At 66.2% G+C, this 23,654-nt stretch carries 21 protein-coding genes and 2 pseudogenes; 12 read left to right on the plus strand and 11 right to left on the minus strand.

Annotation, left to right across the window (positions count from 1 at the left end):
* Positions 1–9 precede the first annotated feature (9 nt).
* The 7 genes and pseudogenes from DW355_RS17505 to DW355_RS17535 all read left to right on the plus strand — a co-directional run bounded on the left by DW355_RS17505 (position 10) and on the right by DW355_RS17535 (position 6,940).
* Positions 10–228: a DUF3460 family protein gene (locus DW355_RS17505; RefSeq protein ID WP_131282023.1), complete on the plus strand. Its 219-nt coding sequence runs from the start codon at positions 10–12 to the stop codon at positions 226–228.
* 99 nt (positions 229–327) lie between these two features.
* On the plus strand, positions 328–1,125 hold the full coding sequence (locus DW355_RS17510) for a segregation and condensation protein A (protein ID WP_131282864.1): 798 nt from the start codon (positions 328–330) through the stop codon (positions 1,123–1,125).
* 88 nt (positions 1,126–1,213) lie between these two features.
* A pseudogene (gene nadB, locus DW355_RS17515) lies at positions 1,214–2,811 on the plus strand (L-aspartate oxidase).
* A gap of 14 nt (positions 2,812–2,825) precedes the next feature.
* Complete coding sequence (gene bioB / locus DW355_RS17520; protein WP_131282025.1) at positions 2,826–3,869, plus strand: biotin synthase BioB; 1,044 nt, start codon at positions 2,826–2,828, stop codon at positions 3,867–3,869.
* Between the two features lie 83 nt (positions 3,870–3,952).
* The gene (panB, locus tag DW355_RS17525) at positions 3,953–4,867 is read left to right on the plus strand and encodes a 3-methyl-2-oxobutanoate hydroxymethyltransferase (protein WP_131282027.1); all 915 of its coding nucleotides are present in this window, start codon (positions 3,953–3,955) and stop codon (positions 4,865–4,867) included.
* 114 nt (positions 4,868–4,981) lie between these two features.
* Positions 4,982–5,821: a pantoate--beta-alanine ligase gene (gene panC / locus DW355_RS17530; RefSeq protein ID WP_131282028.1), complete on the plus strand. Its 840-nt coding sequence runs from the start codon at positions 4,982–4,984 to the stop codon at positions 5,819–5,821.
* 306 nt (positions 5,822–6,127) lie between these two features.
* Positions 6,128–6,940 (plus strand): crotonase/enoyl-CoA hydratase family protein, encoded by an 813-nt coding sequence (locus DW355_RS17535; RefSeq protein ID WP_131282030.1) that lies wholly within the window; start codon positions 6,128–6,130, stop codon positions 6,938–6,940.
* Here DW355_RS17535 and DW355_RS17540 read toward each other — a convergent pair.
* A complete protein-coding gene (locus DW355_RS17540; RefSeq protein WP_131282031.1) occupies positions 6,930–7,319 on the minus strand; it encodes an ester cyclase in 390 nt (129 codons plus the stop codon). The two genes, DW355_RS17535 and DW355_RS17540, sit on opposite strands and share 11 nt — an antisense overlap.
* 67 nt (positions 7,320–7,386) lie before the next feature.
* On the opposite strand from DW355_RS17540, the gene soxR reads away from it, so the two are divergent.
* The 4 genes and pseudogenes from soxR to DW355_RS17560 all read left to right on the plus strand — a co-directional run bounded on the left by soxR (position 7,387) and on the right by DW355_RS17560 (position 12,105).
* Complete coding sequence (gene soxR / locus DW355_RS17545; protein WP_131282033.1) at positions 7,387–7,848, plus strand: redox-sensitive transcriptional activator SoxR; 462 nt, start codon at positions 7,387–7,389, stop codon at positions 7,846–7,848.
* A gap of 90 nt (positions 7,849–7,938) precedes the next feature.
* Positions 7,939–9,162 carry a YbfB/YjiJ family MFS transporter gene (locus DW355_RS17550; RefSeq protein ID WP_131282866.1) on the plus strand — a complete coding sequence of 408 codons (1,224 nt, stop codon included), beginning with the start codon at positions 7,939–7,941 and terminating at the stop codon, positions 9,160–9,162.
* Positions 9,163–9,390: 228 nt separating this feature from the next.
* Positions 9,391–11,498, plus strand: a pseudogene (gene fusA / locus DW355_RS17555) (elongation factor G).
* Positions 11,499–11,637: 139 nt separating this feature from the next.
* Positions 11,638–12,105 carry a hypothetical protein gene (locus DW355_RS17560; protein WP_165493224.1) on the plus strand — a complete coding sequence of 156 codons (468 nt, stop codon included), beginning with the start codon at positions 11,638–11,640 and terminating at the stop codon, positions 12,103–12,105.
* A gap of 105 nt (positions 12,106–12,210) precedes the next feature.
* Here DW355_RS17560 and acnA read toward each other — a convergent pair whose 3' ends face one another.
* The 4 genes from acnA to DW355_RS17580 all read right to left on the minus strand — a co-directional run bounded on the left by acnA (position 12,211) and on the right by DW355_RS17580 (position 17,439).
* Positions 12,211–14,955 (minus strand): aconitate hydratase AcnA, encoded by a 2,745-nt coding sequence (gene acnA / locus DW355_RS17565; protein ID WP_131282036.1) that lies wholly within the window; start codon positions 14,953–14,955, stop codon positions 12,211–12,213.
* 158 nt (positions 14,956–15,113) lie between these two features.
* Complete coding sequence (locus tag DW355_RS17570) at positions 15,114–16,568, minus strand: sensor domain-containing diguanylate cyclase (protein WP_131282038.1); 1,455 nt, start codon at positions 16,566–16,568, stop codon at positions 15,114–15,116.
* A gap of 119 nt (positions 16,569–16,687) precedes the next feature.
* A complete protein-coding gene (locus tag DW355_RS17575; protein WP_131282040.1) occupies positions 16,688–17,044 on the minus strand; it encodes a DUF1304 domain-containing protein in 357 nt (118 codons plus the stop codon).
* An 89-nt stretch (positions 17,045–17,133) separates the two neighbouring features.
* On the minus strand, positions 17,134–17,439 hold the full coding sequence (locus DW355_RS17580) for a cysteine-rich CWC family protein (protein WP_347562737.1): 306 nt from the start codon (positions 17,437–17,439) through the stop codon (positions 17,134–17,136).
* A gap of 62 nt (positions 17,440–17,501) precedes the next feature.
* On the opposite strand from DW355_RS17580, the gene DW355_RS17585 reads away from it, so the two are divergent.
* Positions 17,502–19,079 carry a methyl-accepting chemotaxis protein gene (locus tag DW355_RS17585; RefSeq protein ID WP_131282041.1) on the plus strand — a complete coding sequence of 526 codons (1,578 nt, stop codon included), beginning with the start codon at positions 17,502–17,504 and terminating at the stop codon, positions 19,077–19,079.
* 63 nt (positions 19,080–19,142) lie between these two features.
* Here the strand turns inward: DW355_RS17585 and DW355_RS18590 are convergent, their stop codons facing one another.
* From DW355_RS18590 to DW355_RS17610, 6 genes are all read right to left on the minus strand, one after another.
* Positions 19,143–19,397: a PaaI family thioesterase gene (locus DW355_RS18590; RefSeq protein WP_242671246.1), complete on the minus strand. Its 255-nt coding sequence runs from the start codon at positions 19,395–19,397 to the stop codon at positions 19,143–19,145.
* The gene (locus DW355_RS18595) at positions 19,394–19,579 is read right to left on the minus strand and encodes a hypothetical protein (RefSeq protein WP_242671247.1); all 186 of its coding nucleotides are present in this window, start codon (positions 19,577–19,579) and stop codon (positions 19,394–19,396) included. Before DW355_RS18595 ends, DW355_RS18590 begins: the two co-directional genes overlap by 4 nt.
* A 7-nt stretch (positions 19,580–19,586) precedes the next feature.
* Positions 19,587–20,033 carry an SRPBCC family protein gene (locus DW355_RS17595; protein WP_131282043.1) on the minus strand — a complete coding sequence of 149 codons (447 nt, stop codon included), beginning with the start codon at positions 20,031–20,033 and terminating at the stop codon, positions 19,587–19,589.
* 118 nt (positions 20,034–20,151) lie between these two features.
* Complete coding sequence (gene rsmD / locus DW355_RS17600) at positions 20,152–20,763, minus strand: 16S rRNA (guanine(966)-N(2))-methyltransferase RsmD (protein ID WP_131282046.1); 612 nt, start codon at positions 20,761–20,763, stop codon at positions 20,152–20,154.
* A complete protein-coding gene (locus DW355_RS17605) occupies positions 20,763–22,139 on the minus strand; it encodes a M16 family metallopeptidase (protein ID WP_131282049.1) in 1,377 nt (458 codons plus the stop codon). The genes rsmD and DW355_RS17605 overlap by 1 nt, the downstream gene beginning before the upstream one ends.
* A gap of 50 nt (positions 22,140–22,189) precedes the next feature.
* Positions 22,190–23,629 (minus strand): M16 family metallopeptidase, encoded by a 1,440-nt coding sequence (locus DW355_RS17610; protein ID WP_131282052.1) that lies wholly within the window; start codon positions 23,627–23,629, stop codon positions 22,190–22,192.
* Positions 23,630–23,654 lie beyond the last annotated feature (25 nt).

The following is a 23,654-nucleotide window of genomic DNA, read 5'->3' on the forward strand; positions in this document are numbered from 1 at the left end:
GTCCCTGCCATGCATCTGTTCCGCTATCCTGACTACAAGTCCGAAGCCACCCAGTTCATCCAGAAGCTCAAGGCCGAAAAGCCCGAGCTGGAAGCGCAGCAACGCCAGGGACGCGCCTTGCTGTGGGACCAGGCCGTGGACGCCCAGGCCTGGCAGGGTTACGAGGCCGCGCGCGTGGCGCAGCAGCCCTACGTCTACCAGACCAGCGACAGCCCGCAATCCCGTTGAGCGCCCCGTGACCGGACTCCTCGCCGCATGAGCGAAGCGCAAACCCGCGCCTCCGACGCCCTGGAGGACGGCGCTGTCCTGGCGGCCACCGAATCCGGCATGCCGGAGGTGGTGGACCATGTCGCGGTTGCCCGTCTTTACGGCGAGCCCCTGTTCCAGCTCCCGCAGGATCTCTACATCCCGCCGGATGCGCTGGAGGTGTTCCTGGAGGCTTTCGAGGGACCGCTGGACCTGCTGCTCTACCTGATCCGAAAGCAGAACTTCAACATCCTCGACATTCCGATGGCGGCGGTCACCCGCCAGTACCTGACCTATGTGGAGCAGGTCCGCAAGCGCAACCTTGAATTGGCCGCCGAGTACCTGTTGATGGCCGCGATGCTGATCGAGATCAAGTCGCGCATGCTGCTGCCACCCAAGAAGGCCGCGGAAGGCGAGGAAGCCGAGGACCCGCGCGCCGAGCTCGTGCGCCGCCTGCTCGAATACGAGCAGATGAAGCTGGCCGCCGCGCGCCTGGGGGAACTGCCGCACTACGGGCGGGACTTCCTCAAGGCTCAGGTCTATATCGAACAGTCGATCCAACCGCGCTTTCCCGACGTGCACATCGTCGATCTTCAGGGGGCCTGGGCCGACATCCTCAAGCGCGCCAAGCTGGTGCAGCACCACAAGATCACGCGCGAGGAACTGTCCGTGCGCGAGCACATGAGCATCGTGCTCAAGACCCTGAAGGGTCGCAAGTTCGTCGAGTTCGAGAAGCTCTTCAACCCCACGCAGGGCGTGCCCGTGCTGGTGGTGACCTTCATCGCCCTGCTGGAGCTGGCCAAGGAAAGCCTGATCGAGATCACCCAGGCCGAGGCCTATGCGCCCATCTACGTGCGCCTGAGCTATACGCCCACCTGAGGTCCGACGCCGGCCTCGTCTATAGTCGGCCCTCGTGCCCCGCCTGCGCCACGCAGAACCTCTCCCGATTCCTCCTCGCGAGCCGCCCGTGACCTCTCCCGCGCACCATTCCTTTGACGTCCTCATCGTGGGCAGCGGCCTGGCGGGCCTGTCCGCCGCCCTGCATCTGGCGCCTACGCACCGGGTGGCCGTGATCACCAAGCGCGAGTTGAGCGATGGTTCCAGCGGCTGGGCCCAGGGCGGGATCGCCGCCGTGGTGGGCCAGGGCGACACGCTGGAACAGCATGTGGACGACACCCTGGTCGCCGGCGCCGGCCTGTGCGACCTCGAGGCCACGCGCTTCGTGGTCGAGCACGCGGCGGAGAACATCCATTGGCTGGAAGGGCTGGGCGTGCCTTTCTCGCGCGAGGACGGCCACCTGCACCTGACCCGCGAGGGCGGTCACAGCGAGCGGCGCATCGTCCACGTCACCGACGCCACCGGCGCGGCCGTGCAGGCCACGCTGCGCACCAAGGTGCGCATGCAGCCCAACATCACGCTGTTCGAGCACCATGTGCTGGTCGACCTGATCACCCAGACGAAACTCGGCGGCGACCAGGACGGCAACCGCTGCCTGGGTCTGTACGCCCTGAACGAAGCCACGGACACCGTGGAGAGTTTCGCAGCCCCGCACACCATCCTGGCCACGGGCGGCGCGGGCAAGGTCTACCTCTACACCACCAACCCGGACACGTCCACTGGCGACGGCATCGCCGCCGCCTGGCGCGCGGGCTGCCGGGTGGGAAACATGGAATTCATTCAGTTCCATCCGACCTGTCTGTACCACCCGCACGCCAAGAGCTTCCTGATCAGCGAGGCCGTGCGCGGCGAAGGCGCGCTGCTGCGCCTGCCCCCGAAGCGGGCGGCACGCGCTTCATGCCCGAACACGACCCGCGCGCCGAGCTGGCCACGCGCGACATCGTGGCGCGCTCCATCGACTACGAGATGAAACGCCACGGCGTGGACTGCGTCTACCTCGACATCACGCACAAACCCAAGGCCTTTTTGCAGGAGCATTTCCCCAACATCTACGCGCGCTGCCTGGAGCTCGGCATCGACATGGCCAAGGATTGGATTCCCGTCGTGCCCGCCGCCCACTTCACCTGCGGCGGCGTGGTGACGGACCTGGGCGGTCGCACCGATCTGCGCGGCCTCTACGCCATCGGCGAGACGGCCTACACCGGCCTGCACGGGGCCAACCGCCTGGCCAGCAACTCGCTGGTGGAGTGCATGGTCTACGCGCGCGCCGCGGCCGACGCGATCCGCGGTGACCCGGCCGCGCCGCTGCCCACCCTGCCAGCCTGGGACGACAGCCAGGTGACCGACGCCGACGAGTCGGTGGTGATCTCGCACAACTGGGACGAGCTGCGCCGCTTCATGTGGGACTACGTGGGCATCGTGCGCACCAACAAGCGGTTGGAACGCGCCGCGCACCGGATCGACCTGCTGCACTCGGAGATTCAGGAGTTCTATTCCAGCTTCCATGTCACGCGCGACCTGCTGGAGTTGCGCAACCTGGTGCAGGTGGCCGAGCTGATCGTGCGCAGCGCACAGGCCCGCCATGAAAGCCGGGGCCTGCACTACAGCCGCGACTACCCCGACCTGCTGCCTGAGGCCAGGCCGACCTTCCTCACACCCACCCTCTGATTTCTCACGTGTCCATGAACGCCACCTCCCCGACCGAACAAGCCGTGGTCGCGCAGACCATCACCCTGCACAAGCCAAAAGCCAAGGCGCCGACCCATCCCAAGGCCGAGCACTGGAGCGTGGACGCCATCGAAGCCCTGTTCAATCTGCCTTTTCCCGAACTGCTGCACCGCGCGCAGACCGTGCACCGCGCGCATTTCGACCCGACGCAGATCGAATTTGCCACGCTGCTCTCGGTCAAGACCGGCGGCTGCCCGGAAGACTGCGGCTACTGCCCGCAATCGGCCTCCTACGACACCGGCGTCCAGGCCAGCAAGCTGATGGAACTGCAGGAGGTGCTGTTCGCCGCCCAGCGCGCCAAGGACGCGGGTGCCACGCGCTTCTGCATGGGCGCGGCCTGGCGCGCGCCCAAAGACCGAGATGTGGAAAAAATCGCCGAGCTGGTGCGCGGCGTCAAGGACCTGGGACTGGAGACCTGCGCCACCCTGGGGATGCTGGAAGACGGCCACGCCGAGCAGTTGCGCGACGCGGGCCTGGATTTCTACAACCACAACCTCGACACCGCGCCCGATTTCTACGGTGACATCATCAGCACCCGCGATTACCAGGACCGTCTGGACACGCTGGCGCGCGTGCGCCAGGCGGGCGTGAAGATCTGCTCGGGCGGCATCGTGGGCATGGGCGAGACCGTGCGGCACCGCGCCGGGCTGATCGCCGAACTGGCCAACCTCGATCCTTACCCCGAGTCGGTTCCGATCAACAACCTCGTGCGCGTCGAGGGCACGCCGCTGGCCGACCAGGCCCCGCTGGACCCCTTCGATTTCGTGCGCACCATCGCCGTGGCGCGCATCACCATGCCCAAGGCACGCGTGCGCCTCTCGGCCGGCCGGCAGCAGATGGGTGACGGCATCCAGGCGCTCTGTTTCCTGGCTGGCGCCAACTCCATCTTCTATGGCGACAAGCTGCTGGTCACCGGCAACCCGGACACCGATGCCGACCTCCAGCTGCTGCAGCGCCTGGGTATGCGGGCGGCGCAGCAGCCGCTGGGCAAGACCTGAGAAAAACCGGCGCGCCCGAGAGGGCTCACCCCCGCGCGCCGATTGCGCTACATTCGCGCCTCACGCGACCCCCGGAGACAACTGTGAGCAGCACGGCCCCGACGAACAACACTGGCGCATCCCCCACCGCCGCCACTGGCGGCGCTTCCCCCTACGGCACCCTGCCGCCGGCCAGCGCACCCGCCACCCGCAAGCCCGTCAGCCTGCCGCGACTGCACGAGATGCACGCGCGCGGCGAGAAGATCACCATGCTCACGGCCTACGACGCCACCTTCGGCGCGGTGGCCGACGCGGCGGGCGTGGAATGTGTGTTGATCGGCGATTCGCTGGGCATGGTCTGCCAGGGCCTGTCGAGCACCGTGGGCGTGACGCTGGAGACCATGCGCTACCACGTCGAGAGCGTGACACGCGGCATCCGCCGCGTGCAAGGCACGGCCTGGGTCATCGGCGACCTGCCCTTCGGCACCTACCATGAATCGAAGGAGCAGGCCCTGCGCAGCGCCACCGTGCTGATGCAGGCCGGCGCCCACATGGTCAAGCTTGAGGGCGGCGGCTGGACGGCGGAAACCACGCGCTTCCTCGTCGAACGCGGCATCCCCGTTTGCGCCCACCTCGGCCTCACGCCCCAGACCGTGCACGCGCTGGGTGGCTACCGCGTGCAAGGCCGCGGCGAGGCCGGAGAGACGCTCAAGCGCCACGCGCTCGAACTGCAGGACGCGGGTGCCGCCCTGCTGGTGCTGGAGATGACACCTGCCGCCTTGTCCGCCGAGATCACCGCCGCTCTGCCGCGCTGCGCCACCATCGGCATCGGCGCAGGCGTGGACTGCGCCGGCCAGGTACTGGTGCTGCATGACATGCTGGGCATGAACCTGGGCAAGATGCCCAAGTTCGTCCACAACTTCATGGCCGACGCCGGCAGCGTGCGCGGCGCGATGGAGACCTACGTCAAGGCGGTGAAGGAAGGTCGCTTCCCGGTCAATGAACAACACGCCTGGTGACATGACTCCCCCCCGAAGCGCCTGCGGCGCCTCCCCCTCAAGGGGGCGACACCAGTGGCCCGGCAAAGCCGGTTCCACGGTGTCCCCCACTTAGTCTGTGGCGATCGACACTTTATGCAAGTGATACACACAATTTCAGAGCTGCGTGCGGCGCTACGCAAGTACGAGCGCCCGGCCTTCGTGCCCACCATGGGCAATCTGCACGACGGGCATCTGGCCTTGGTGGAGCAGGCCCGGCCGCTGGGCGATGTCACGGTGGCCAGCATCTTCGTGAACCGCCTGCAGTTCCTGCCGCACGAAGACTTCGGAACCTACCCGCGCACCCTGGAGAACGATTGCGCCAAGCTCGCCCCCGCGGGCTGCGACATCGTCTTCGCGCCGGAAGAAAAAGAGCTGTACCCCGAACCCCAGGGTTACACCGTGCAGCCACCGAGCGCGCTGGCCGACATCCTGGAAGGCAAGTTCCGCCCGGGCTTCTTCACGGGCGTCTGCACCGTGGTGCACAAGCTCTTCAACATCGTGCAGCCCCGCCATGCCGTGTTCGGCGCCAAGGACTACCAGCAGCAGATGGTGATCCGCCGCATGGTCAATCAGATGGCCCTGCCCATCGAGATCGTCACCGGCCCCACCCGCCGCGCCGCCGACGGGCTGGCCTTGTCCTCGCGCAACGGCTACCTCAGCCCCGCGGAGCGCGCCGAGGCGGTGCAACTGTCGCGCACCCTGCAAGGCATGGCCAGCGCGCTGCAGCGCGGCGAACACAACACTGCCGCCATCGAGTTGCACGCCCTGCAGACCCTGAGCGGGCGTGGCTGGTTGCCCGATTACCTGACCGTGCGCCGGCGCCGCGACCTGCAGGCCCCGCAAGGCCCCGAGGATTTCGGGCCAGACAAGCTGGTCGTGCTCGGCGCCGCCAAGCTCGGCAAAACCCGATTGATTGACAACCTGGAAGTCTGAAAGACTTCCAGGTTGCGTCGTAGGCTAACAATTGCCCGTAGGGCTTGTTATGCCGGAGACACAAACGGACCGCGGTGGAGGCTAACAATTGCCCGCATGGCTTGTTATGCCGGAGACACAAACGGACCGCGGTGGAGGCTAACAATTGCCCGCATGGCTTGTTATGCCGGAGACACAACCTTGAGGTGTGAGCCTCAAGGTTGCGGTGCAGACTAATAAGAACCGCGAAGTGACGCAGCCCCGTGACAGGCGCTCGCGCACCATGCATGTTCCCAGAGGCAGAAGACACGCACACAAGGAGACCCCATGCAGCTTGAAACCCTCGCGATCTCGCTGGACGCCCACATCGCCACCGTGCGCCTGAACCGGCCCGACAAGGCGAACGCGATGAACGCCACGATGTGGCAGGACATCCGCCGGGCCTTCGAGTGGGTGGACCGCACGCCCGAAGCCCGCGTGGCCGTGCTGCAGGGCGAAGGCAAGCTGTTCTGTGCGGGCATCGACCTGCAGATGATGATGGAGATCGCGCCGCAGATCCACAACGACTGCGATGGCCGCTCGCGCGAGGCGCTGCGTCGCCTGATCCTGGACCTGCAGGACACGCTGACCGCTCTGGAGCGCTGCCGCAAGCCGGTGCTGGCCGCCATCCATGGCGGCTGCATCGGCGGTGCCATCGACCTGATCACCTGCGCCGACATGCGCTACTGCAGCGCGGACGCCTACTTCAGCATCAAGGAAATCGACATCGGCATGACCGCCGACGTGGGCACGCTGCAGCGTCTCCCCAGGCTGGTGGGCGAAGGCATCACCCGCGAACTGGCCTACACCGGCCGCCGCTTCGAAGCGGAGGAAGCGCGCCAGATGGGACTGGTGAACCGCGTGTTCGACAGCCGCGAGGCCTTGTACGCCGGCGTGCGGGAGATCGCTGCCACCATCGCCGCCAAGTCACCGTTGTCCATCCGCGGCACAAAAGAGATGATCAGCTACGCCCGCGACCACAGCGTGGCCGACAGCCTGAACTACGTCGCCACCTGGAACGCCGCCATGTTGATGAGCCAGGATCTGACCGAGGCGATGATGGCGAACATGGGAAAGCGCGCGCCCGTGTTCAAGGACTGATCTGCTGCAAGAGGCCCAGACGGTCCACCTGGATCCAGGCGCGCCAGATCTTGCCCTCCTTGAACTGATAGATCACATTGGCAGTCTGCGACACCCGGCGGCCCGTGGCGGCATGGCCCTGGAACATGCCCGCATGGGTCGCCTCGAAGCGCCAGCGCACGGCCACACGATCACTGGCGCCGAACATGTCCTCAATGTCAAAGCGCACGTCCGGGAACCCGGCGCGCAGCGCCGCCACGCCCTGCGCGAACGCAGCCACCCCCTTGTCGCCTGGAGCGGCCAGGAAATCAGACGTGCACAAGTGTTCCAGCAGTTCCAGGCGCCCCTGGTTGAAGCCCTCCTCGTAGAGCTGGCGAAGGGCGGCTTGGTGATCGTACATAGGGGTTCCTTGCAGTGATGAGGCAGGCAGGTTAAAACCTCAACCTAACTTCATGTCAAGGACGTTCATGCCCAGACTCGACCCAGCGGACATCGGCCGCCCCCTCTCCGTTGGTGAAGTGGCCCAACGCGCGGGCGTCGCGGTGTCGGCCCTGCATTTCTACGAGGCGCGGGGCCTGATCCACAGCGTGCGCAACGAAGGCAACCAGCGCCGGTACACGCGCGACGTGCTGCGCCGCGTCGCCGTCATCAAGGTGGCGCAGCGCATCGGCATTTCGCTGGAAGACATAGGCGCGGCGATCGCCTCCCTGCCCGAAGGCCGTACACCGAACGCGCGCGACTGGGCGCGGCTGTCGAAAGGCTGGCAGCAGGAACTGGATGCACGCATCGCCCATCTGCAGGCGCTGCGCGACCAGCTGGACGACTGCATCGGCTGCGGCTGCCTGTCCCTGGGCGCCTGCAAGTTGCGCAACCCCCTGGACTCGCTGTCCGAAGAAGGGCCGGGCCCGCGCCGGATCGTCAAGGAATGAGGGCGGTGCGGCCACTGCCCCTGCGGCTGCACTACGATGGGCAACGGTGCCCCTGAAGAAAGCTTCTTGCTTGTCATGAACCGCCGCCCCATGCAGCCCTCACCCGCCCCGAACGCCGCTGCGCGGGACTTCGTCCTGCGCCATCCCATCCTGACCGCCCTGGCCCTCTCGCTGGGCACAGCCATCGCACTCGGCGTCGCGCGCTTCTCGTACGCCCTGCTGCTGACGCCGATGCGCGACGACCTGGGTTGGTCCTACCTGATCGCGGGCGGCATGAACACCGGCAATGCCCTGGGTTATCTGCTGGGCGCCCTGGCCACGCCGCTGCTGATGCGCCGGCACCCGGCGCACCATGTGCTGATCGTTGGGGCCCTCGGCACGGCGCTGCTGAGCTTCGTGCCCGGCTTCGTCACGGACACCACGGCGCAACTCACGCTGCGCGTGCTGACGGGCATCACCAGCGCCTTGCTCTTCGTCGCGGGCGGTCTGTTGGTGAGTCGCCTGGCGACTCTGCATGCGCAACGCGTCGGCTTGCTGCTCGGGCTGTACTACGGAGGCACAGGCCTCGGCATCATGGCGACCTCGCTGCTGATCCCGCCCGTGCTGCAGGCCGCCGCCGATCACGGTGCGGCGCACCCCTGGCAATGGGCCTGGTGGCTGCTGGGCACGCTGGCGCTGCTGGCCAGCGTGGTCATGGCGCTGCCGACGCGGCACATTCCCGCACCTCCGGCACAAGCCTCGTCGCACGGCGGATTCGACGCGCGCAAGCTGAAATTCGGGCTTCTGGGCTACCTGATGTTCGGTCTGGGCTACATCGGCTACATGACCTTCGTCGTCGCCCTGCTCAGGGAAGGTGGCATGGCGTCGCGGGGCATCACGCTCTTCTTCGCGCTGCTGGGCCTGGCGACCTTCGCCTCCTCGCGCATCTGGGCGCGGATGCTCGACCGTTTTCGCGGCGGGCAGTCGCTGGCCCTCTTGAACGCGCTGCTCTGCCTGGCGACGCTGCTGCCGGCCTGGACGACCGAACCACTGGCCGTGTTCACCTCGGGCATGCTGTTCGGTGCCTGTTTCCTTTCGGCCGTGGCCTCGACCACCGCCATGGTGCGCCACAACCTGCCGCCCTCCGACTGGTCCGCCGGCATCAGCGCGTTCACCATCGTCTTCGCCGCAGGCCAGATCATCGGCCCGACCATCGTGGGCTGGATCGCTGATGGCGTCGGTGGCTTGCAGCGCGGCCTGCTCTTCTCGGCCCTGGCCTTGGGCACGGGCGCACTGCTGGCTGGATGCCAGCGCCCCCTGGCCTCGGCCCGCTGAGTGAAGCCGAACTTGCCGCCGACTCGCCAGGCCTGGGACAGGGTCTTGAATAAGGCGCCAGCGCCACCATTTCGTTTGCTCTAAGATAGCCCCCCTTCGCGGAGATTCCGATGTACCAAGTCGCATACCCCCTCATTTCCCCCTGAGCCGTGCGCACGCGGCTCGCCCTTTTTCGGGCCGGCCGCTTTCCTTTTCATGCGGGCCGGCTCCTTTCAGTGAGCCTTCATCATGTCCCGCAAAACACCGATCCAGAACGTCCGCAACATCGGCATCAGTGCCCATATTGACGCGGGCAAAACCACGACCACCGAGCGCATCCTGTTCTACACAGGCGTGAACCACAAGCTCGGCGAGGTGCACGATGGCGCCGCCACCATGGACTGGATGGAACAGGAACAGGAACGCGGTATCACCATCACCTCCGCCGCCACCACCGCCTTCTGGAAGGGCATGGCCGGCACGGGCACGGAACACCGCATCAACATCATCGACACGCCCGGCCACGTGGACTTCACGATCGAGGTCGAGCGCAGCATGCGCGTGCTCGACGGCGCCGTGATGGTCTATGACGCCGTGGGCGGCGTGCAGCCGCAGAGTGAAACCGTCTGGCGGCAGGCCAACAAGTACCACGTGCCACGTCTGGCTTTCGTGAACAAGATGGACCGCGTGGGCGCGGACTTCTTCCGCGTGCAGCGCCAGATCGCCGAGCGCCTGAAAGGCAACGCCGTACCGATCCAGATCCCCGTGGGCGCCGAAGACGGCTTCCAGGGCGTGGTCGACCTGGTCAAGATGAAAGCCATCGTTTGGGACGACGCGAGCCAGGGTGTGCGCTTCAGCTATGCCGACATTCCGGCCGAGCTGCAGGAAACCGCCAAAACCTGGCGCGAGAAAATGGTCGAGGCCGCGGCCGAAGCCAGCGAAGCGCTGCTCGACAAATACCTCAACGGTCTGGCCCTGACCGAGGAAGAGATCAAGGCCGCCCTGCGCCAACGCACCATCGCCGGCGAGATCGTGCCCATGCTGGCCGGCAGCGCCTTCAAGAACAAGGGCGTGCAGGCCATGCTGGACGCGGTAGTCGATTACCTGCCCTCACCGCTGGACATCCCCGCCATCGTGGGCCAGGACGAGCACGACCCTGAAAAGACCGTGGAACGCCATCCCTCGGATGACGAGCCTTTCTCCGCGCTCGCCTTCAAGATCATGACCGACCCCTTCGTGGGCCAGTTGGTGTTCTTCCGTGTCTACTCGGGCGTGGTGAAGTCAGGCGAGCAGGTCTACAACCCGGTCAAGGGCAAGCGCGAGCGCATCGGCCGGATCGTGCAAATGCACGCCAACAAGCGCCAGGAGATCGACGCCGTCTATGCGGGCGACATCGCAGCCGCCGTGGGCCTGAAGGACGTGAGCACGGGCGACACGCTGAGCGACCCGGCCCAGGTGGTGGTGCTGGAACGCATGGTCTTCCCCGAGCCCGTGATCTCGCAGGCCGTGGAGCCCAAGACCCAGGCCGACCAGGAGAAGATGGGCGTGGCACTGTCGCGTCTGGCGCAGGAGGACCCGTCCTTCCGCGTGCGCACCGACGAAGAGTCGGGCCAGACCATCATCTCCGGCATGGGCGAACTGCATCTGGAGATCCTCGTGGACCGCATGCAGCGCGAGTTCGGCGTGGCCGCCAACGTGGGCAAGCCGCAGGTGGCCTACCGCGAGGCGATCCGCAAGCCGGCCGAAGACGTGGAAGGCAAGTTCGTCAAGCAGTCCGGCGGCAAGGGCCAGTATGGACACGTGGTGCTCAAGCTCGAACCGCAGCCCGAAGGCAAGGGCAACGAGTTCGTGGACGCCATCAAGGGCGGCGTGGTGCCGCGCGAGTTCATCCCCGCGGTGAACAAGGGCGTGCAAGAGGCGCTCAAGGCCGGCGTGCTGGCCGGCTACCCGGTGGTCGATGTCAAGGTGACGCTGACCTTCGGTTCCTACCACGACGTGGACTCGAACGAGAACGCCTTCCGCATGGCTGGCGCCATGGCCTTGCGCGAAGGCATGCGCCGCGCCACGCCCGTGCTGCTGGAGCCCATGATGGCCGTGGAGGTGGAAACCCCGAGGACTTCACGGGCAATGTGATGGGCGACCTGTCCTCGCGCCGCGGCATGGTGCAGGGCATGGAAGACATCCCGGGGGGAGGCGGCAAGCTGGTGCGCGCCGAAGTACCGCTGGCCGAGATGTTTGGCTACTCGACCACGTTGCGCTCGTTGACCCAGGGCCGGGCCATCTACAGCATGGAGTTCAAGCACTACGCGCAGGCGCCGCGCGAGGTGGCCGACCGGGTCATGGCCGAACGCCGCTGAGGCCGCTGAGCCCTTGCAGCGCCCGCGTTACCCCCCCGGTGACGCGGGCGCGCTTTGACAGCCGGAAGTGCCTTCACCGCGCATGCCCCTCTGCATAGAATGCCGCCGCCCTTTCAATCAGCGGAGAAATTTCATGAACATGACTGCACGCACTCTGGCCGTGACGGCCGCATCGGTTCTGCTGCTAGGCTGCGCCCATACGGACAAGGCGGAACAACAGGCACAAGCCAAGGCGCCGCTCTACTCGTGCTACCGGCACATCACAAACAACAGCAGCTGCAACTGGACGTTCCAGATCGAGTCCCACTACCCGCAGCATGGCAACGTCTATTTCGGCAACTCCAACACGTCCAGCTGCACACAAAGAAACGGCCCCTGCACGGTCGCGCCCGGAACGACCATCGATCTTCACTACACCTACACGGATGGCGCATCTGACGGACAGATGAACATCACCGACAGCACGGGCAAGACCAATGCCTGGATTTATGGCAATGATGTCGTCAACCAATGCGTCAGCTTCAACCACAGTGGCAACACCGGCTCCGTCGCGCTCAATGACCCTTCGGGCGGCGACATGAACGCCTGGGGGCCCTGCAACTGGTAGACATTGGTCCGGGGCATTTCAAACCCCGTCTTGCTCACCTGACACGGCAAAGGCCCCAGCTCATCACCGGGGCCTTTGTTCTTCAGGGCTGGCCAGGCTAGCGTGTCAGGCCAGCAACTGGCGCAGCACGAAGGGCAGGATGCCGCCGCTGCGGTAGTAGTCCACCTCGATGGGCGTGTCGATGCGCAGTGTCACGGTCACTTCCTGGCGGCGTCCGTCGGCGCGCGTGATGATCAGCTTGGCGTCGCTCTGTGGCGTCAGTTCCGGCACGGGCAGCACGTCGATCGTCTCGTTGCCGGTCAGGCCCAGGGTCTGCCACGAGTCGCTGCCCTTGAACTGCAGCGGCAGCACGCCCATGCCCACCAGGTTGCTGCGGTGGATGCGCTCGAAGCTCCTGGCCACCACGGCCTTGATGCCCAGCAGTTGCGTGCCCTTGGCAGCCCAGTCACGGCTGGAGCCGGTGCCGTACTCCTCGCCGGCAAAGATCACGGTAGGCGTGCCGGTGGCCATGTACTGCATGGCGGCGTCGTAGATCGACATCTTCACCGCCGGGCCGGTACCACCGCCCTGGTACAGCGTGAGCCCCCCTTCCTCGCGTGAACCATCGGCGGCGGCGGGCAGCATCAGGTTCTTGATGCGCACGTTGGCGAAGGTGCCGCGCATCATCACGTCATGGTTGCCGCGGCGCGCGCCGTAGCTGTTGAAGTCGGCCTTCTGCACGCCGTTGGCCTTGAGCCAGACCCCGGCGGGTGAGCTTTCCTTGATGGAGCCGGCCGGCGAGATGTGGTCGGTGGTGATGGAGTCACCGAACAGCGCCATGATCTTGGCGCCCTTCACCGACGCGGCCGTGCTGGCGCCCTGCATCAGCGCGAAACCCTGGAAGAAGGGCGGCTCGGCGATGTAGGTGCTCGCAGGCCAGGTGTAGGTCTGGCCGGAGACACCCGCGACCTTCTCCCACAACTTGCCGGGCTGGCTGGCCACCTTGGCGTAGTTCTCGCGGAAGGCCTTGCCCTTCATTGCATACTTCATCAGCTTGTGGATTTCGTCGCTGCTGGGCCAGATGTCACCCAGATAGACATCCTTTCCACCCTTGCCCTGCCCCACCGGCTGCGTCATCAGGTCACGCTTGACGTTGCCGGCGATGGCATAGGCCACCACCAGCGGAGGGCTGGCGAGGAAGTTGGCCTTCAGGTTGGGATGGATGCGGGCCTCGAAATTGCGGTTGCCCGACAACACGGCGGCACACACCAACTCGTTGCGCGTGATGACCTCGTTCAGCTCCGGCGTCAGGTCGCCCGCGTTGCCGATGCAGGTGGTGCAGCCGTAACCGGCCAGTGCGAATCCCAGTTTTTCCAGATAGGGCAGCAGGCCGGCTTCCGTCAGGTACTCGGTGACGATGCGGGAGCCGGGCGCCAGCGAGGTCTTCACGTGCGGTTGCACCTTCAAGCCCGCCTCCACCGCCTTCTTGGCCAACAGCCCGGCGGCCAGCAGCACGCTGGGGTTGGAGGTGTTGGTACAGCTGGTGATGGCGGCGATCAGCACGTCGCCGTTGCCGATCGTCACCTCCCTGCCGCCGGTGGTGACGGGGAAACGCGTATCCAGCGTCTCGGCCGGTCGGTTGAAGCCGTTGGCGGAGTTCGGCAGGCTGTAGAGCGACGAAAACTGGCTGCTGACCTTGCCCAGTTCGATGCGGTCCTGGGGTCGCTTGGGACCGGCCAGGCTGGGCGTGACCTGGCCCAGGTCCAGCGTGACCACCTGCGAGTAGTCGATATCGCCTTTGCCGGGCACGCCGAACAGACCCTGGGCCTTGAAGTAGGCCTCAAAGCGCTCGATCTCGGCCCCCGTGCGACCGGTGCCGGTGAAATAGTCCACCGTGCGTTCATCCACGGGAAAGAAACCCATGGTGGCGCCGTACTCGGGCGCCATGTTGGCGATGGTGGCGCGGTCCGGCACGGACAAGGTGCGCGTGCCCTCACCGAAGAACTCGACGAACTTGCCCACCACCTTGTGCTTGCGCAGGATTTCGGTGACGGTCAGCACCATGTCGGTGGCGGTCACGCCTTCGCGCAACTGGCCGGTCAGTTCGAAGCCCACCACGTCAGGCGTCAGGAAGTACACCGGCTGGCCCAGCATGGCCGCCTCGGCCTCGATGCCACCCACGCCCCAGCCGACCACGCCGATGCCGTTGATCATGGTGGTGTGGCTGTCGGTGCCCACCAGCGAGTCGGGGTAACAGACAGGCGCGTCCTTGGAAGCCACCCCCTTCATCTGGTGCACGCCACGCGCCAGATACTCAAGGTTCACCTGGTGCACGATGCCAAAGCCGGGTGGCACCACGCCGAAGGTGTCGAAGGCCTGCATGCCCCATTTCATGAATTCGTAGCGCTCCCGGTTGCGCTGGAACTCCAGCCGCATGTTCAGGTCCAGCGAGTCCTTCTTGCCGTAATGGTCCACCATGATGGAGTGGTCCACCACCAGGTCCACCGGCACCAGGGGTTCGATGCGGCGCGGGTCCTTGCCCAGGCGCTGGGCCACGCTGCGCATGGCGGCCAGGTCGGCCAGCAGGGGCACGCCGGTGAAATCCTGCAGCACCACGCGCGACACCACGAAGGGGATTTCATCGGTGCGCGGGGCATTGGGCCGCCAGTTGGCCAGTTGCGCCACGTGCTCGGGTGTTACCTTCTTGCCGTCGCAGTTGCGCAGCACCGACTCCAGCACGATGCGCAGGGACACCGGCAAGCGCGCGATGGTGGGGTATTGCCGCGCCAGTTCGGGCAGCGAGTAGAACTGTCCGGCCTTGCCGGTGGCGGTCTTGAAGCTCTTGAGGGTGGAAGCGTAAGCGTGCGGCATGGCGACGACTCCTTGTTGCGGAAGGGATGTGGCCTATTCTGGCAGCGTCGGGACCGGTTCGCCGGCGCCATGGACATTTTCATCAGGGGCATCGGCCTGCGCCACACGCGGCGACGCCCCGGTCAGACCACGACGTGGGAGGGTCCCTCGCGGATCGGCTACTGCCGCCGGTCCAGGCCACTTTCCGCGTAGAAGTCCTTCTTGTTGCGGAACATCAGTTGATCAGCACGGTGGATCGCCGCTTCCACCTCGGCCGGCGCCTTGCAGGTCGCGTAACCCATGGACAGGCTGAGCTTCTGGCCGGGATAGAACTGATTGTTCAGCTCCATGATGTTCTCGATGCGGCTCATCAGGTGCTGGGCCGCGCGCTCGTCCGCGCCGGGGATCAGGGCCACGAACTCGTCGCCGCCGGTGCGGGCCATGCAGATGCCGGGCAGTTCCTCGCCGGCCTTGGTCAGCACTTCACCCACGCGCCGCAGCAAGGCATCACCCGCCGCGTGCCCCTGGCTGTCGTTGACCTGCTTCAGGCCGTTGAGGTCCATGGCCACAATGCTCATCGGCCAGACACCCCGCCGTGTCATGCGGTTGAGCTCCTCGTTGTAGTAGGCTCGGTTGCGCAGGCGCGTGAGCGAATCGTGCGTGCCCAGGTATTCCAGGTAGGCCTCGGCCTTGCGCCGTGCCGTGATGTCGACCAGGGAAACGAGCACACGATCCCAGGCCGCCTCGTGCCCGGGCATCACGGCGAACTGCATATGGATGTTGATCAACTCGCCATCCAGGGCGTAATTGACGACTTCCCGCACCTGGTGAAGCTTGCCGTGCCAGAGGTCCATCAACTGCTCGGCAAAAGAGGCCCGCATCTCGCCGCGGAACACATCATCCTGCCGACTGATCAGTTCGTCCTTGTCGCGCGCGGCGAACATGGCCAGCGTGTGCTGGTTCACGTCGAGCACGCGGATCTTGGCCATGCAGCGGCTCACGAAATCGGGATGAACGTCGAGGAAGGTGCGGAAATCCTGGATGCCCGAGGCGCGCACAGCGTCCATCAATTCCTTCACGCCCGAGAAATCCTCCACCCACAGGGACACGGGCGACAGCTCGAACAGGCTGCGCGCGTAGCGTTCGCTGAAACTCAGCTGTCGCAGGTCCCGCACCGAGGCGCTGATGTCCTGCAAGGAGACCATCACGCGGTCCCAGCGGCTCTCGTGTCCTGGCAACACGCGCACATGGATGCGGATGTCGAGCCGCTGGCCCGATAGGGTGTAATTCACGCTCTGGTTGCTGAAATCCAGCACCCCGTCCCAGAGCATCTGAAACTCGCGCACCATGCCCTGCTCGATGTCATCGCTGAACACCTTGTCCAGCGCGTCGATCAATTCCTGCTGGGTTTCCGCGCCGAACTGCTGCAGGGTCTGCTGGTTGACCTGCAGCACCTTCAGGCAACGGATGCACGTGCTCAACCGCGTCGGATCAGCGCGCAGATGGGATTCCAAATCCTCCACGCCCTCGGCGCGCCAGCTGTCAAACAGCTGCTTGAGCTGGCTGTAGTCTTCCAGCCAGAGGGAAATCGGGGCGGCGTCGAACAGGCCTTGGAAATCGGTGCTGGAGGACATGGGACGAGGAGATTCGGAAACAATTTGATACATGTCCAGTGTACGACGCTTCCGTGCCCGCATCAGCCTGCGCGCGACGGCCTGCTCGCCCAACCCAAACAGGCGCCGCGACCCTCGACTCAGGCCAGGGCCAACAGGATCAGACCCAGCGCCCCCGGCACACCTTGGACGAACAGAATCTTGCGGCTGGCCGTGGCCGCGCCATACAGGCCGGCGACCAGGACACAAGCGAGGAAAAAGACCTTCACGCCCGTGCCGTCCTGGCCCAGCGTCAGCCCCCAGAACAGGCCGGCGGCGAGGAAACCGTTGTACAAGCCCTGGTTCGCCGCCAGCACCTTGGTCGACTGCGCAAACTCGGGGGTCAGCCCGAACGCCTTGCGTCCGGCGGGCTTGTCCCAGAGGAACATTTCCAGCACAAGAATGTAGACGTGCAGCAGCGCGACCAGCGCGACCACGGTATCGGCGACGAAGGACATGGAGACCCCGGAAGTGGAAAGGCCCCGACTCTAGCGCAGATGCGCTCGAGCCGACGAAACCGAGCGCGGGCGGGCGTGCTAACGCGTGCTCAGGATGCTGCGGTCCCGCCCTGTCCGTCCTGCCCACTCTCTTGCGCGGCGCAGCGCGGGCACAGGCAGGCCATGCCACGGCGGTCAGGCGCAATGCGGGCCAGGGCCGCGGCACTGACGGGCGCCGTCCTGCACCAGCAGTCCACCTCGTAGGTTCCCACCCGGGCGGGCGCGCACTGGTTCGCCCCACCGCACAGGGGGCAGATGGCATTCGGCAGGGGCGTCATCGCAGGAATCATGGAGGCGCCCATCCTAACCGCCCACGCCCGACCACGGCCTGAGCCCATGCGCCGTCCATGCACCATGGCGATGCGGCGCGAATTTGCTGTATCGTGTCATAAATCTGTCATAAATCTTCGGAACAGGCATGAAACTTCGCACCCGGATCATCCTTCTGTGCTGCGCGGCACTGATGGGCCTGCTGGCGCTATCGGCCGTGGCACTGACCACGCTCTACCAGTCGATGATGCGGGAGCGCACCAATCAACTCTCAACCCTGGTCGTGCTCGCCCATGCGGCCGCGCAAAAAGCCTATGAGCTGGAAAAATCCGGTCAGCTCTCGCACGAAGACGCGCTGAAAGAGGCCAAACGCGCCATCGGGGCCTTCCACAAGAACGATCAATACTTCTTCGTTCGCGGCTACACCGACGACGTGAACTACGTACATCCGAACCCCAAGCGCGTTGGCATCGTCGACGCCAACGTGGGCCGGGCTGCTGGCGAGCGCTACCGGGCGGCGTTGCAGGGCAAGGTCATCGGCACCGTGGTGGCCAAGGGCACGCGCCCCGGGGTGAAGGAAGAAGTCGAAAAGCTCTACGCCATCATCAAGTTCGAGCCCTGGGACTGGATCATCGGCTACGGCGACTACATCGACGACATCCAGCAGGCCTTCTGGCGCAACACGATCATCCTGCTCTCGATCGGCACCGTGCTGATGCTGGTGATCGTGGCGCTGGCCTGGGACATGCTGCGCACGCTGGTACGCCAGCTCGGTGGCGAGCCGCAGTACGCGGCCGAGGTCGTCAAGCAGATCGCCGATGGCAACCTCGTGGTGGAGGTGCGCACACGGCCCGGTGATCAGACCAGCATCCTGGGCGCCATCCAGCTCATGCGAGACAACCTCGCGCGTCTGGTCCGCCAGGTGCGCGAAAGCACCGATTCCATCACCACCGCCTCGGCGGAAATCGCCGCGGGCAACGGCGATCTTTCGGCCCGCACCGAATCACAGGCCAGCGCGCTGGAAGAAACGGCGGCTTCGATGGAGGAACTGACCTCCACCGTGCAACAGAACGCCGACAACGCGCGGCGCGCCAACGAACTGGCCGTGTCGGCATCGGGCGTGGCGGCACGCGGCGGGGCGGTGGTCGAACAGGTGGTGAGCACCATGGAGTCGATCAACGTCTCCTCGCGCAAGATCGTCGACATCATCAGCGTGATCGATGGCATCGCTTTCCAGACCAACATCCTGGCGCTGAACGCGGCGGTGGAAGCCGCGCGCGCGGGCGAGCAGGGTCGTGGTTTCGCCGTGGTGGCCAGCGAGGTGCGCAGCCTGGCAGGTCGCTCGGCCGAGGCCGCCAAGGAAATCAAACGCCTGATCGATGACTCCGTGAGCAAGGTCGGCGCGGGCACCGCCCTGGTGGAACAGGCCGGAGACACCATGCGCGAGATCGTCGAGGGCGTGCAACGCGTCACCCAGGTGGTGGCCGAGATCAGCGGAGCCAGCACCGAACAGAGCGCTGGCATCGCGCAGGTGAACCAGGCAATCTCGCAGATGGACCAGGGCACGCAACAGAACGCGGCGCTGGTGGAGGAGGCGCTGGCAGCCGCGCAATCGCTGCGCCAGCAGGCGCAGGCGCTGTCGCGCACGGTGGACCAGTTCCACGTCAGCGACTCGGCCGCGCTGCCGACCATTGCCATCGCCGGCGCGCTGCCTGCACCGCGCTGACCTCGTCGGCATTCGCTGCGGCGGCTGATGCCGGTGTGGGCCCGCCGCTGAAGCCGTTCAGCCTCAGCGCGGCGGCGGGATCGCGTAGCTGCCCACGGCATGGGCCACGGGCTCGTCCAGACCCTCGGAATACACGGTGGCCTCGCCCACGGCAAGCGTGCGCCCGACCTTGAGCAAGCGGCACACGCCGATCAGCGCGCGGTCGCCCGCGGGCTTGCGCAGGAAGTTGAAACTCAGCTGGGTCGTGACGATCATCGGCAACAGGCCCACTTCGGCCATGATGGCCACGTAGAGGGACACATCGGCCAGAGCCATCATGGTCGGCCCGGAAACGGTCCCCCCGGGCGCAACTCCGCCACACCCACCTCGTGCCGCAGGGTGGCGCCTCTCTCGCTCAGGGACACGATGCGGCACGGCGCTTGGGGGAATTCCCTAGCCAGGAAGGCGGCCAGCTCGTCCTGGGTGGGTCGCACGGGCAAGGCCCCCTGCAGGGTGACCATGCAGGCCTTATTCGTGAATTTCCGGCTCGACCAGCCGCGCCAGTTGCTCCAGCGACTCCTGCCAGCCCAGGTAGCACATCTCGGTGGGAATCATCTCGGGAATACCGTCCTGCGTAGCCGTCACTTCCGTGCCGCAAGACACGACCCGGAGCACGATGGTCGTTGTCATCAGACCGGCCGGACCGGGGGCATCGAAGCGGTCCGTGTAGCGGATCTTCTGGTTCGGCACCAATTCCAGGTACTCGCCGCCAAAGGCATGACTTTGGCCCGTACCGAAATTCCTGAAGGCCATGCGGTAGCTACCGCCCACGCGTGCATCCATGTGTTCGACACTGCAGGTAAAGCCATAAGGCGGCAACCACTTGGCCAGGGCATCGGGTTCGAGGAAAGCGCGGTAAATGCGCTCGGGCGGCGCGCGCAGCACGCGGTGCAGTTGTACGGTACCGGTTGCCATGGAAATCTCCCTTGGTCAGACCACTTGCAGGACACGCGCACCACGGTGCACGCGGGAAGGGATGGATGATAAGTCGGCACCGCGCACCCTGGCCCGGGGCCTGCCCCAGGTCGCGGACTCATGCGCGCCGCAACAGGTGTGCGTGCACCGCCCCAGCTCTCAGGTGCCGATAGGGTACGAGGCCCAGCGGTGCCAATTGCTCGGCCGTCCATTCGGACGGTGCCTCAAGGTAGATGTAAGCGCCGGCCTTCACGACGCGCGCAGCGGCCCGCAAGGCGGGTTCGAACAGCGGGGCGTCAAAAGGCGGGTCCAGGAACACGAGGTCCAAGCTGGCCATCGACCAGGCAGACAGCGCGGCAACACCATCGCCTCGCCGCACCATGACCTGCACACCCGCGGCATCGGCCTTCAGGTGTTCCTTGATTTTCTGGAGCTGCGCGACCAGGGCCGTATCCTGCTCGACCAGGGTGACTTCCTTCGCGCCGCGCGAAGCCGCCTCAAACCCCAGCGCACCGCTGCCCGCGAAGACGTCGACGCAGCGCCAGCCCGTGAGATCCTGGCCCAGCCAATTGAACAGGGTCTCGCGCACGCGGTCGGGCGTGGGCCGTAAGCCGGGCTTGTCGGCGACAGGCAACTTGCTGCGCTTCCAGAGCCCGCCGATGATGCGCACTTCGTGCTTGCGGGGCTGCGCTGCCGGAGAGCGCGCCGCGGCGGGTTTGCCCTGCCGCATCACTTGCCGCCCAGCACCACGGTCACCATGCGGTCCGCCCGCAGCTTGCGCGCGAAAGCATTCCTGATGTCCGCCACCGTGACCTTGTTCACCTGCTCGGTCCAGCTGTCCAGATAGTCCAGCGGCAGGTCATGGGCCGCGATGTTGGCCAGGTTGTCGATCAGCTTGCGGTTGCTGTCGATGCGCAAGGCAAACCCACCGATCAGATTTGCCTTGGCCGCCTTGAGTTCGACCTCGGTGGGACCTTGGGCCAGGAATCGGGCCAACACCTCGCGCGCCACCTTCAGCGCCGCATCCGCCTGGTCGGGCCGGGTCTGGAGGCCGATGGTGAAACTGCCCGCGTGGGCGCCAGGATTGAAGTAGCTGTACACGCTGTAGCTCAGACCACGTTTCTCACGCACCTCCTCGGTCAGGCGCGAGACGAAGCCCCCACCGCCCAGGATGTAGTTGCCCACGGTCAGCGCGAAGTAATCCGGATCGTCCCGCTTGAAGCCGGGCTGCCCGATAAACACCTGGGCCTGCGCGGCGTCGAAGGGAATGCGGATGTCGGCGGCCTTGTCCAGAGACGCCACCTCGGGCACGGGTGGCAGGGACGGACAGTCCTTGGCGTCGCGACTCCTGGGCAGGCGCGCCAGCAACTGAGCCGTCAGTTCCTGCGCCTGCGCGCGGTTGACTGCCCCGACGATGCTGACCTTGGCACGGCAGGCCAGGAAGGTGCGCGCATGCCAGGCCTGCATGTCGGCCACGGCAATGCGGGCGAGCGTCTCGTCCGTCATCGCCTGTCCGTAGGGGTGGGCACCGAACACCGCGCGCTGGTAGGCGCGCGAAGCCACGGTGGCCGGACGCGTGAGGGATTCCCTCAGCGCCGCCTGCATGCGTTCGCGCTCGCGCGTCCAGACCGCCTCGGGCCAGGCCGGTTCGGCCAGCACGCGAGCTGCGAGGGCTGCGGCGCGCTGCAGCAGGTCCGGATCGGTCAGGCTGCGCAGGGAGAAGCTCACCCGATCGGTGGTGTCATCGCCACCGAACATCGCACCCAGGTCGGCCCAAGCCTCGCCCAGGGCGTTTTCGTCGAGCGCAGGCTCGCGACCGCCCTTGCCCGACGATTCCCGCACCCCCTTGCCCATCATCAGGGTGCCGGCCTCCGCCAGGCCCGCGCGGTCCACCGGATCACGCCGACCGCCGCCATCGAATTCCAGCCGCACGTCGACCATGGGCACGGCCGGGCTTTCGACCAGCCAGACCTCGGCGCCCTGCCCCGGACCTTCCGGCTGGGTCCAGTGCTGGATCGGAATGGCGGCTTGGGCCGAGACCGCGGCCAGCCCACCGACCAGCGCCGCGAGAAGCAGCGCCGCGAATTTGTTCTGCATCATGTTCATGTTCCGTTCACGCCTGGGTTTGCGCCGGGTTGCATCGCTCGGTGGCACGCTCAGAAATCCCTGCCACCGCCCAGGCCTCCTCGGGGGCGCGCGCGCCGCTGCGGGTCCGGCGGCAGCGGATGCAAGACGCCCACGGTCAATGTGTCCTCGCCGAAATAGCGCGTGGCGACGTTCTGCACCTGCTGGGAAGTGATGGTGCGCAGTTGGGCCAGCAGCCGGTCATCCGCGTCCAGCGGCAACCCCAGCATGGCGTTGGCGCCCAGCTTGCGCGCGCGGTAGAACAGGGAGTCACGCTGGTAGACCTCGCTGGCCATCCACTGCGTCTTGACGCGCTGCAGCTCGGCCTCGCTGACACCCTCGCGCGCGATGCGCGCGATCTGCTCGCGCAAGGCCGTCTCCAGTTCGGTCGGGGTCCTTCCGGCCGCGGGCGAACCATCCAGCACAAAGAGTTGCGGGCCGCGGCCCATCAGGCCATTGCTCGCACCGGCGGTGTCAGCCACGCGCTTGGCATTGCTGCCCTGGCCCTGCACCAGAGCGCGCTGCAGGCGCGCACCGTCGTAGCCATCCAGCACGGCGGCGAGCACCGTCAGGGCCATCGCGTCCCAGTCCTCCGCCGTGGGCGCGACCACGTTGCGCAAGCCCGGCACCTTCCAGGCCAAGGCCACGTAGGCCTGTTCCGCGGGTGCCTTGACTTCCACGCGCTTCACCCCCGCCTGCGATGGCTCGACGCGCGGCTTGCGCTCGGGCAGGGCACGCGTGGGCAAGCCGCCGTAATACTGCTCGGCCCAGCGTCGCACTTGCGGCACCTTCACGTCACCGGCCACCACCACCACGGCGTTGGCAGGCAGGTACCAGTCACGGTGGAAGGCGCGCACGTCGTCCGGGCGCAGATTGTCCAGATCATTCATCCAGCCCACGATGGGACGCCGGTAAGGCGAGGCCACGAAGGCCGTGGCTTCCAACGTCTCGTAGAGCAGCGCACGCGGCTCGTCCTCGGTGCGCATGCGCCGCTCTTCCTTGACCACCTCGATTTCCTTGGCGAATTCGCTGTCGGGCCAACGGTTGTGGGCGAAGCGGTCGGCTTCGAGTTTCATCACATCTTCCAGGCGTCCCGCGGGGATCTGCTGGAAGTAGCCTGTGTAATCGCTGGCGGTGAACGCGTTCTCGCGCCCGCCCAGGGCGGCGACGCGGCGCGAGAACTCGCCCGCGGCCGTGCCACCCGCCGCCGATTGCGTGCCCTTGAACATCATGTGCTCCAGCACATGGGCCACGCCACTCTTGCCATCCACCTCGTCCATGCTGCCCGCGCGCACCCAGAGCATGTGGACGGCGGTCGGCGCGCGCCGGTCCACCTGCACGATCAGAGTCATCCCGTTGGCCAGGGTGAATTGCTGGGGTTTGGCATTGATGGCCGTTTGGGCCGGATGTTGCGCCTGGGCTCCCGTCCAGGACACCAGCAAGGCGAAAAAACAGATGAATAGGCGTTTCATAGAATGCGACATTGTAGGAATGCCC

The organism is Hylemonella gracilis (assembly GCF_004328645.1).
Taxonomy (GTDB): domain Bacteria; phylum Pseudomonadota; class Gammaproteobacteria; order Burkholderiales; family Burkholderiaceae_C; genus Hylemonella; species Hylemonella gracilis_B.

Excerpts from the sequence above, each read along its gene's own strand:
- DW355_RS17505 (WP_131282023.1), top strand. The coding sequence starts at position 10 with ATGCATCTGTTCCGCTATCCTGACTACAAGTCCGAAGCCACCCAGTTC.
- DW355_RS17510 (WP_131282864.1), top strand. The coding sequence starts at position 328 with ATGCCGGAGGTGGTGGACCATGTCGCGGTTGCCCGTCTTTACGGCGAG.
- bioB (WP_131282025.1), top strand. The coding sequence starts at position 2,826 with ATGAACGCCACCTCCCCGACCGAACAAGCCGTGGTCGCGCAGACCATC.
- panC (WP_131282028.1), top strand. The coding sequence starts at position 4,982 with ATGCAAGTGATACACACAATTTCAGAGCTGCGTGCGGCGCTACGCAAG.
- DW355_RS17535 (WP_131282030.1), top strand. The coding sequence starts at position 6,128 with ATGCAGCTTGAAACCCTCGCGATCTCGCTGGACGCCCACATCGCCACC.
- DW355_RS17540 (WP_131282031.1), bottom strand. The coding sequence starts at position 7,319 with ATGTACGATCACCAAGCCGCCCTTCGCCAGCTCTACGAGGAGGGCTTC.
- soxR (WP_131282033.1), top strand. The coding sequence starts at position 7,387 with ATGCCCAGACTCGACCCAGCGGACATCGGCCGCCCCCTCTCCGTTGGT.
- DW355_RS17550 (WP_131282866.1), top strand. The coding sequence starts at position 7,939 with ATGCAGCCCTCACCCGCCCCGAACGCCGCTGCGCGGGACTTCGTCCTG.
- DW355_RS17560 (WP_165493224.1), top strand. The coding sequence starts at position 11,638 with ATGACTGCACGCACTCTGGCCGTGACGGCCGCATCGGTTCTGCTGCTA.
- acnA (WP_131282036.1), bottom strand. The coding sequence starts at position 14,955 with ATGCCGCACGCTTACGCTTCCACCCTCAAGAGCTTCAAGACCGCCACC.
- DW355_RS17570 (WP_131282038.1), bottom strand. The coding sequence starts at position 16,568 with ATGTCCTCCAGCACCGATTTCCAAGGCCTGTTCGACGCCGCCCCGATT.
- DW355_RS17575 (WP_131282040.1), bottom strand. The coding sequence starts at position 17,044 with ATGTCCTTCGTCGCCGATACCGTGGTCGCGCTGGTCGCGCTGCTGCAC.
- DW355_RS17580 (WP_347562737.1), bottom strand. The coding sequence starts at position 17,439 with ATGGTGCATGGACGGCGCATGGGCTCAGGCCGTGGTCGGGCGTGGGCG.
- DW355_RS17585 (WP_131282041.1), top strand. The coding sequence starts at position 17,502 with ATGAAACTTCGCACCCGGATCATCCTTCTGTGCTGCGCGGCACTGATG.
- DW355_RS18590 (WP_242671246.1), bottom strand. The coding sequence starts at position 19,397 with ATGATGGCTCTGGCCGATGTGTCCCTCTACGTGGCCATCATGGCCGAA.
- DW355_RS18595 (WP_242671247.1), bottom strand. The coding sequence starts at position 19,579 with ATGGTCACCCTGCAGGGGGCCTTGCCCGTGCGACCCACCCAGGACGAG.
- DW355_RS17595 (WP_131282043.1), bottom strand. The coding sequence starts at position 20,033 with ATGGCAACCGGTACCGTACAACTGCACCGCGTGCTGCGCGCGCCGCCC.
- rsmD (WP_131282046.1), bottom strand. The coding sequence starts at position 20,763 with ATGCGGCAGGGCAAACCCGCCGCGGCGCGCTCTCCGGCAGCGCAGCCC.
- DW355_RS17605 (WP_131282049.1), bottom strand. The coding sequence starts at position 22,139 with ATGAACATGATGCAGAACAAATTCGCGGCGCTGCTTCTCGCGGCGCTG.
- DW355_RS17610 (WP_131282052.1), bottom strand. The coding sequence starts at position 23,629 with ATGAAACGCCTATTCATCTGTTTTTTCGCCTTGCTGGTGTCCTGGACG.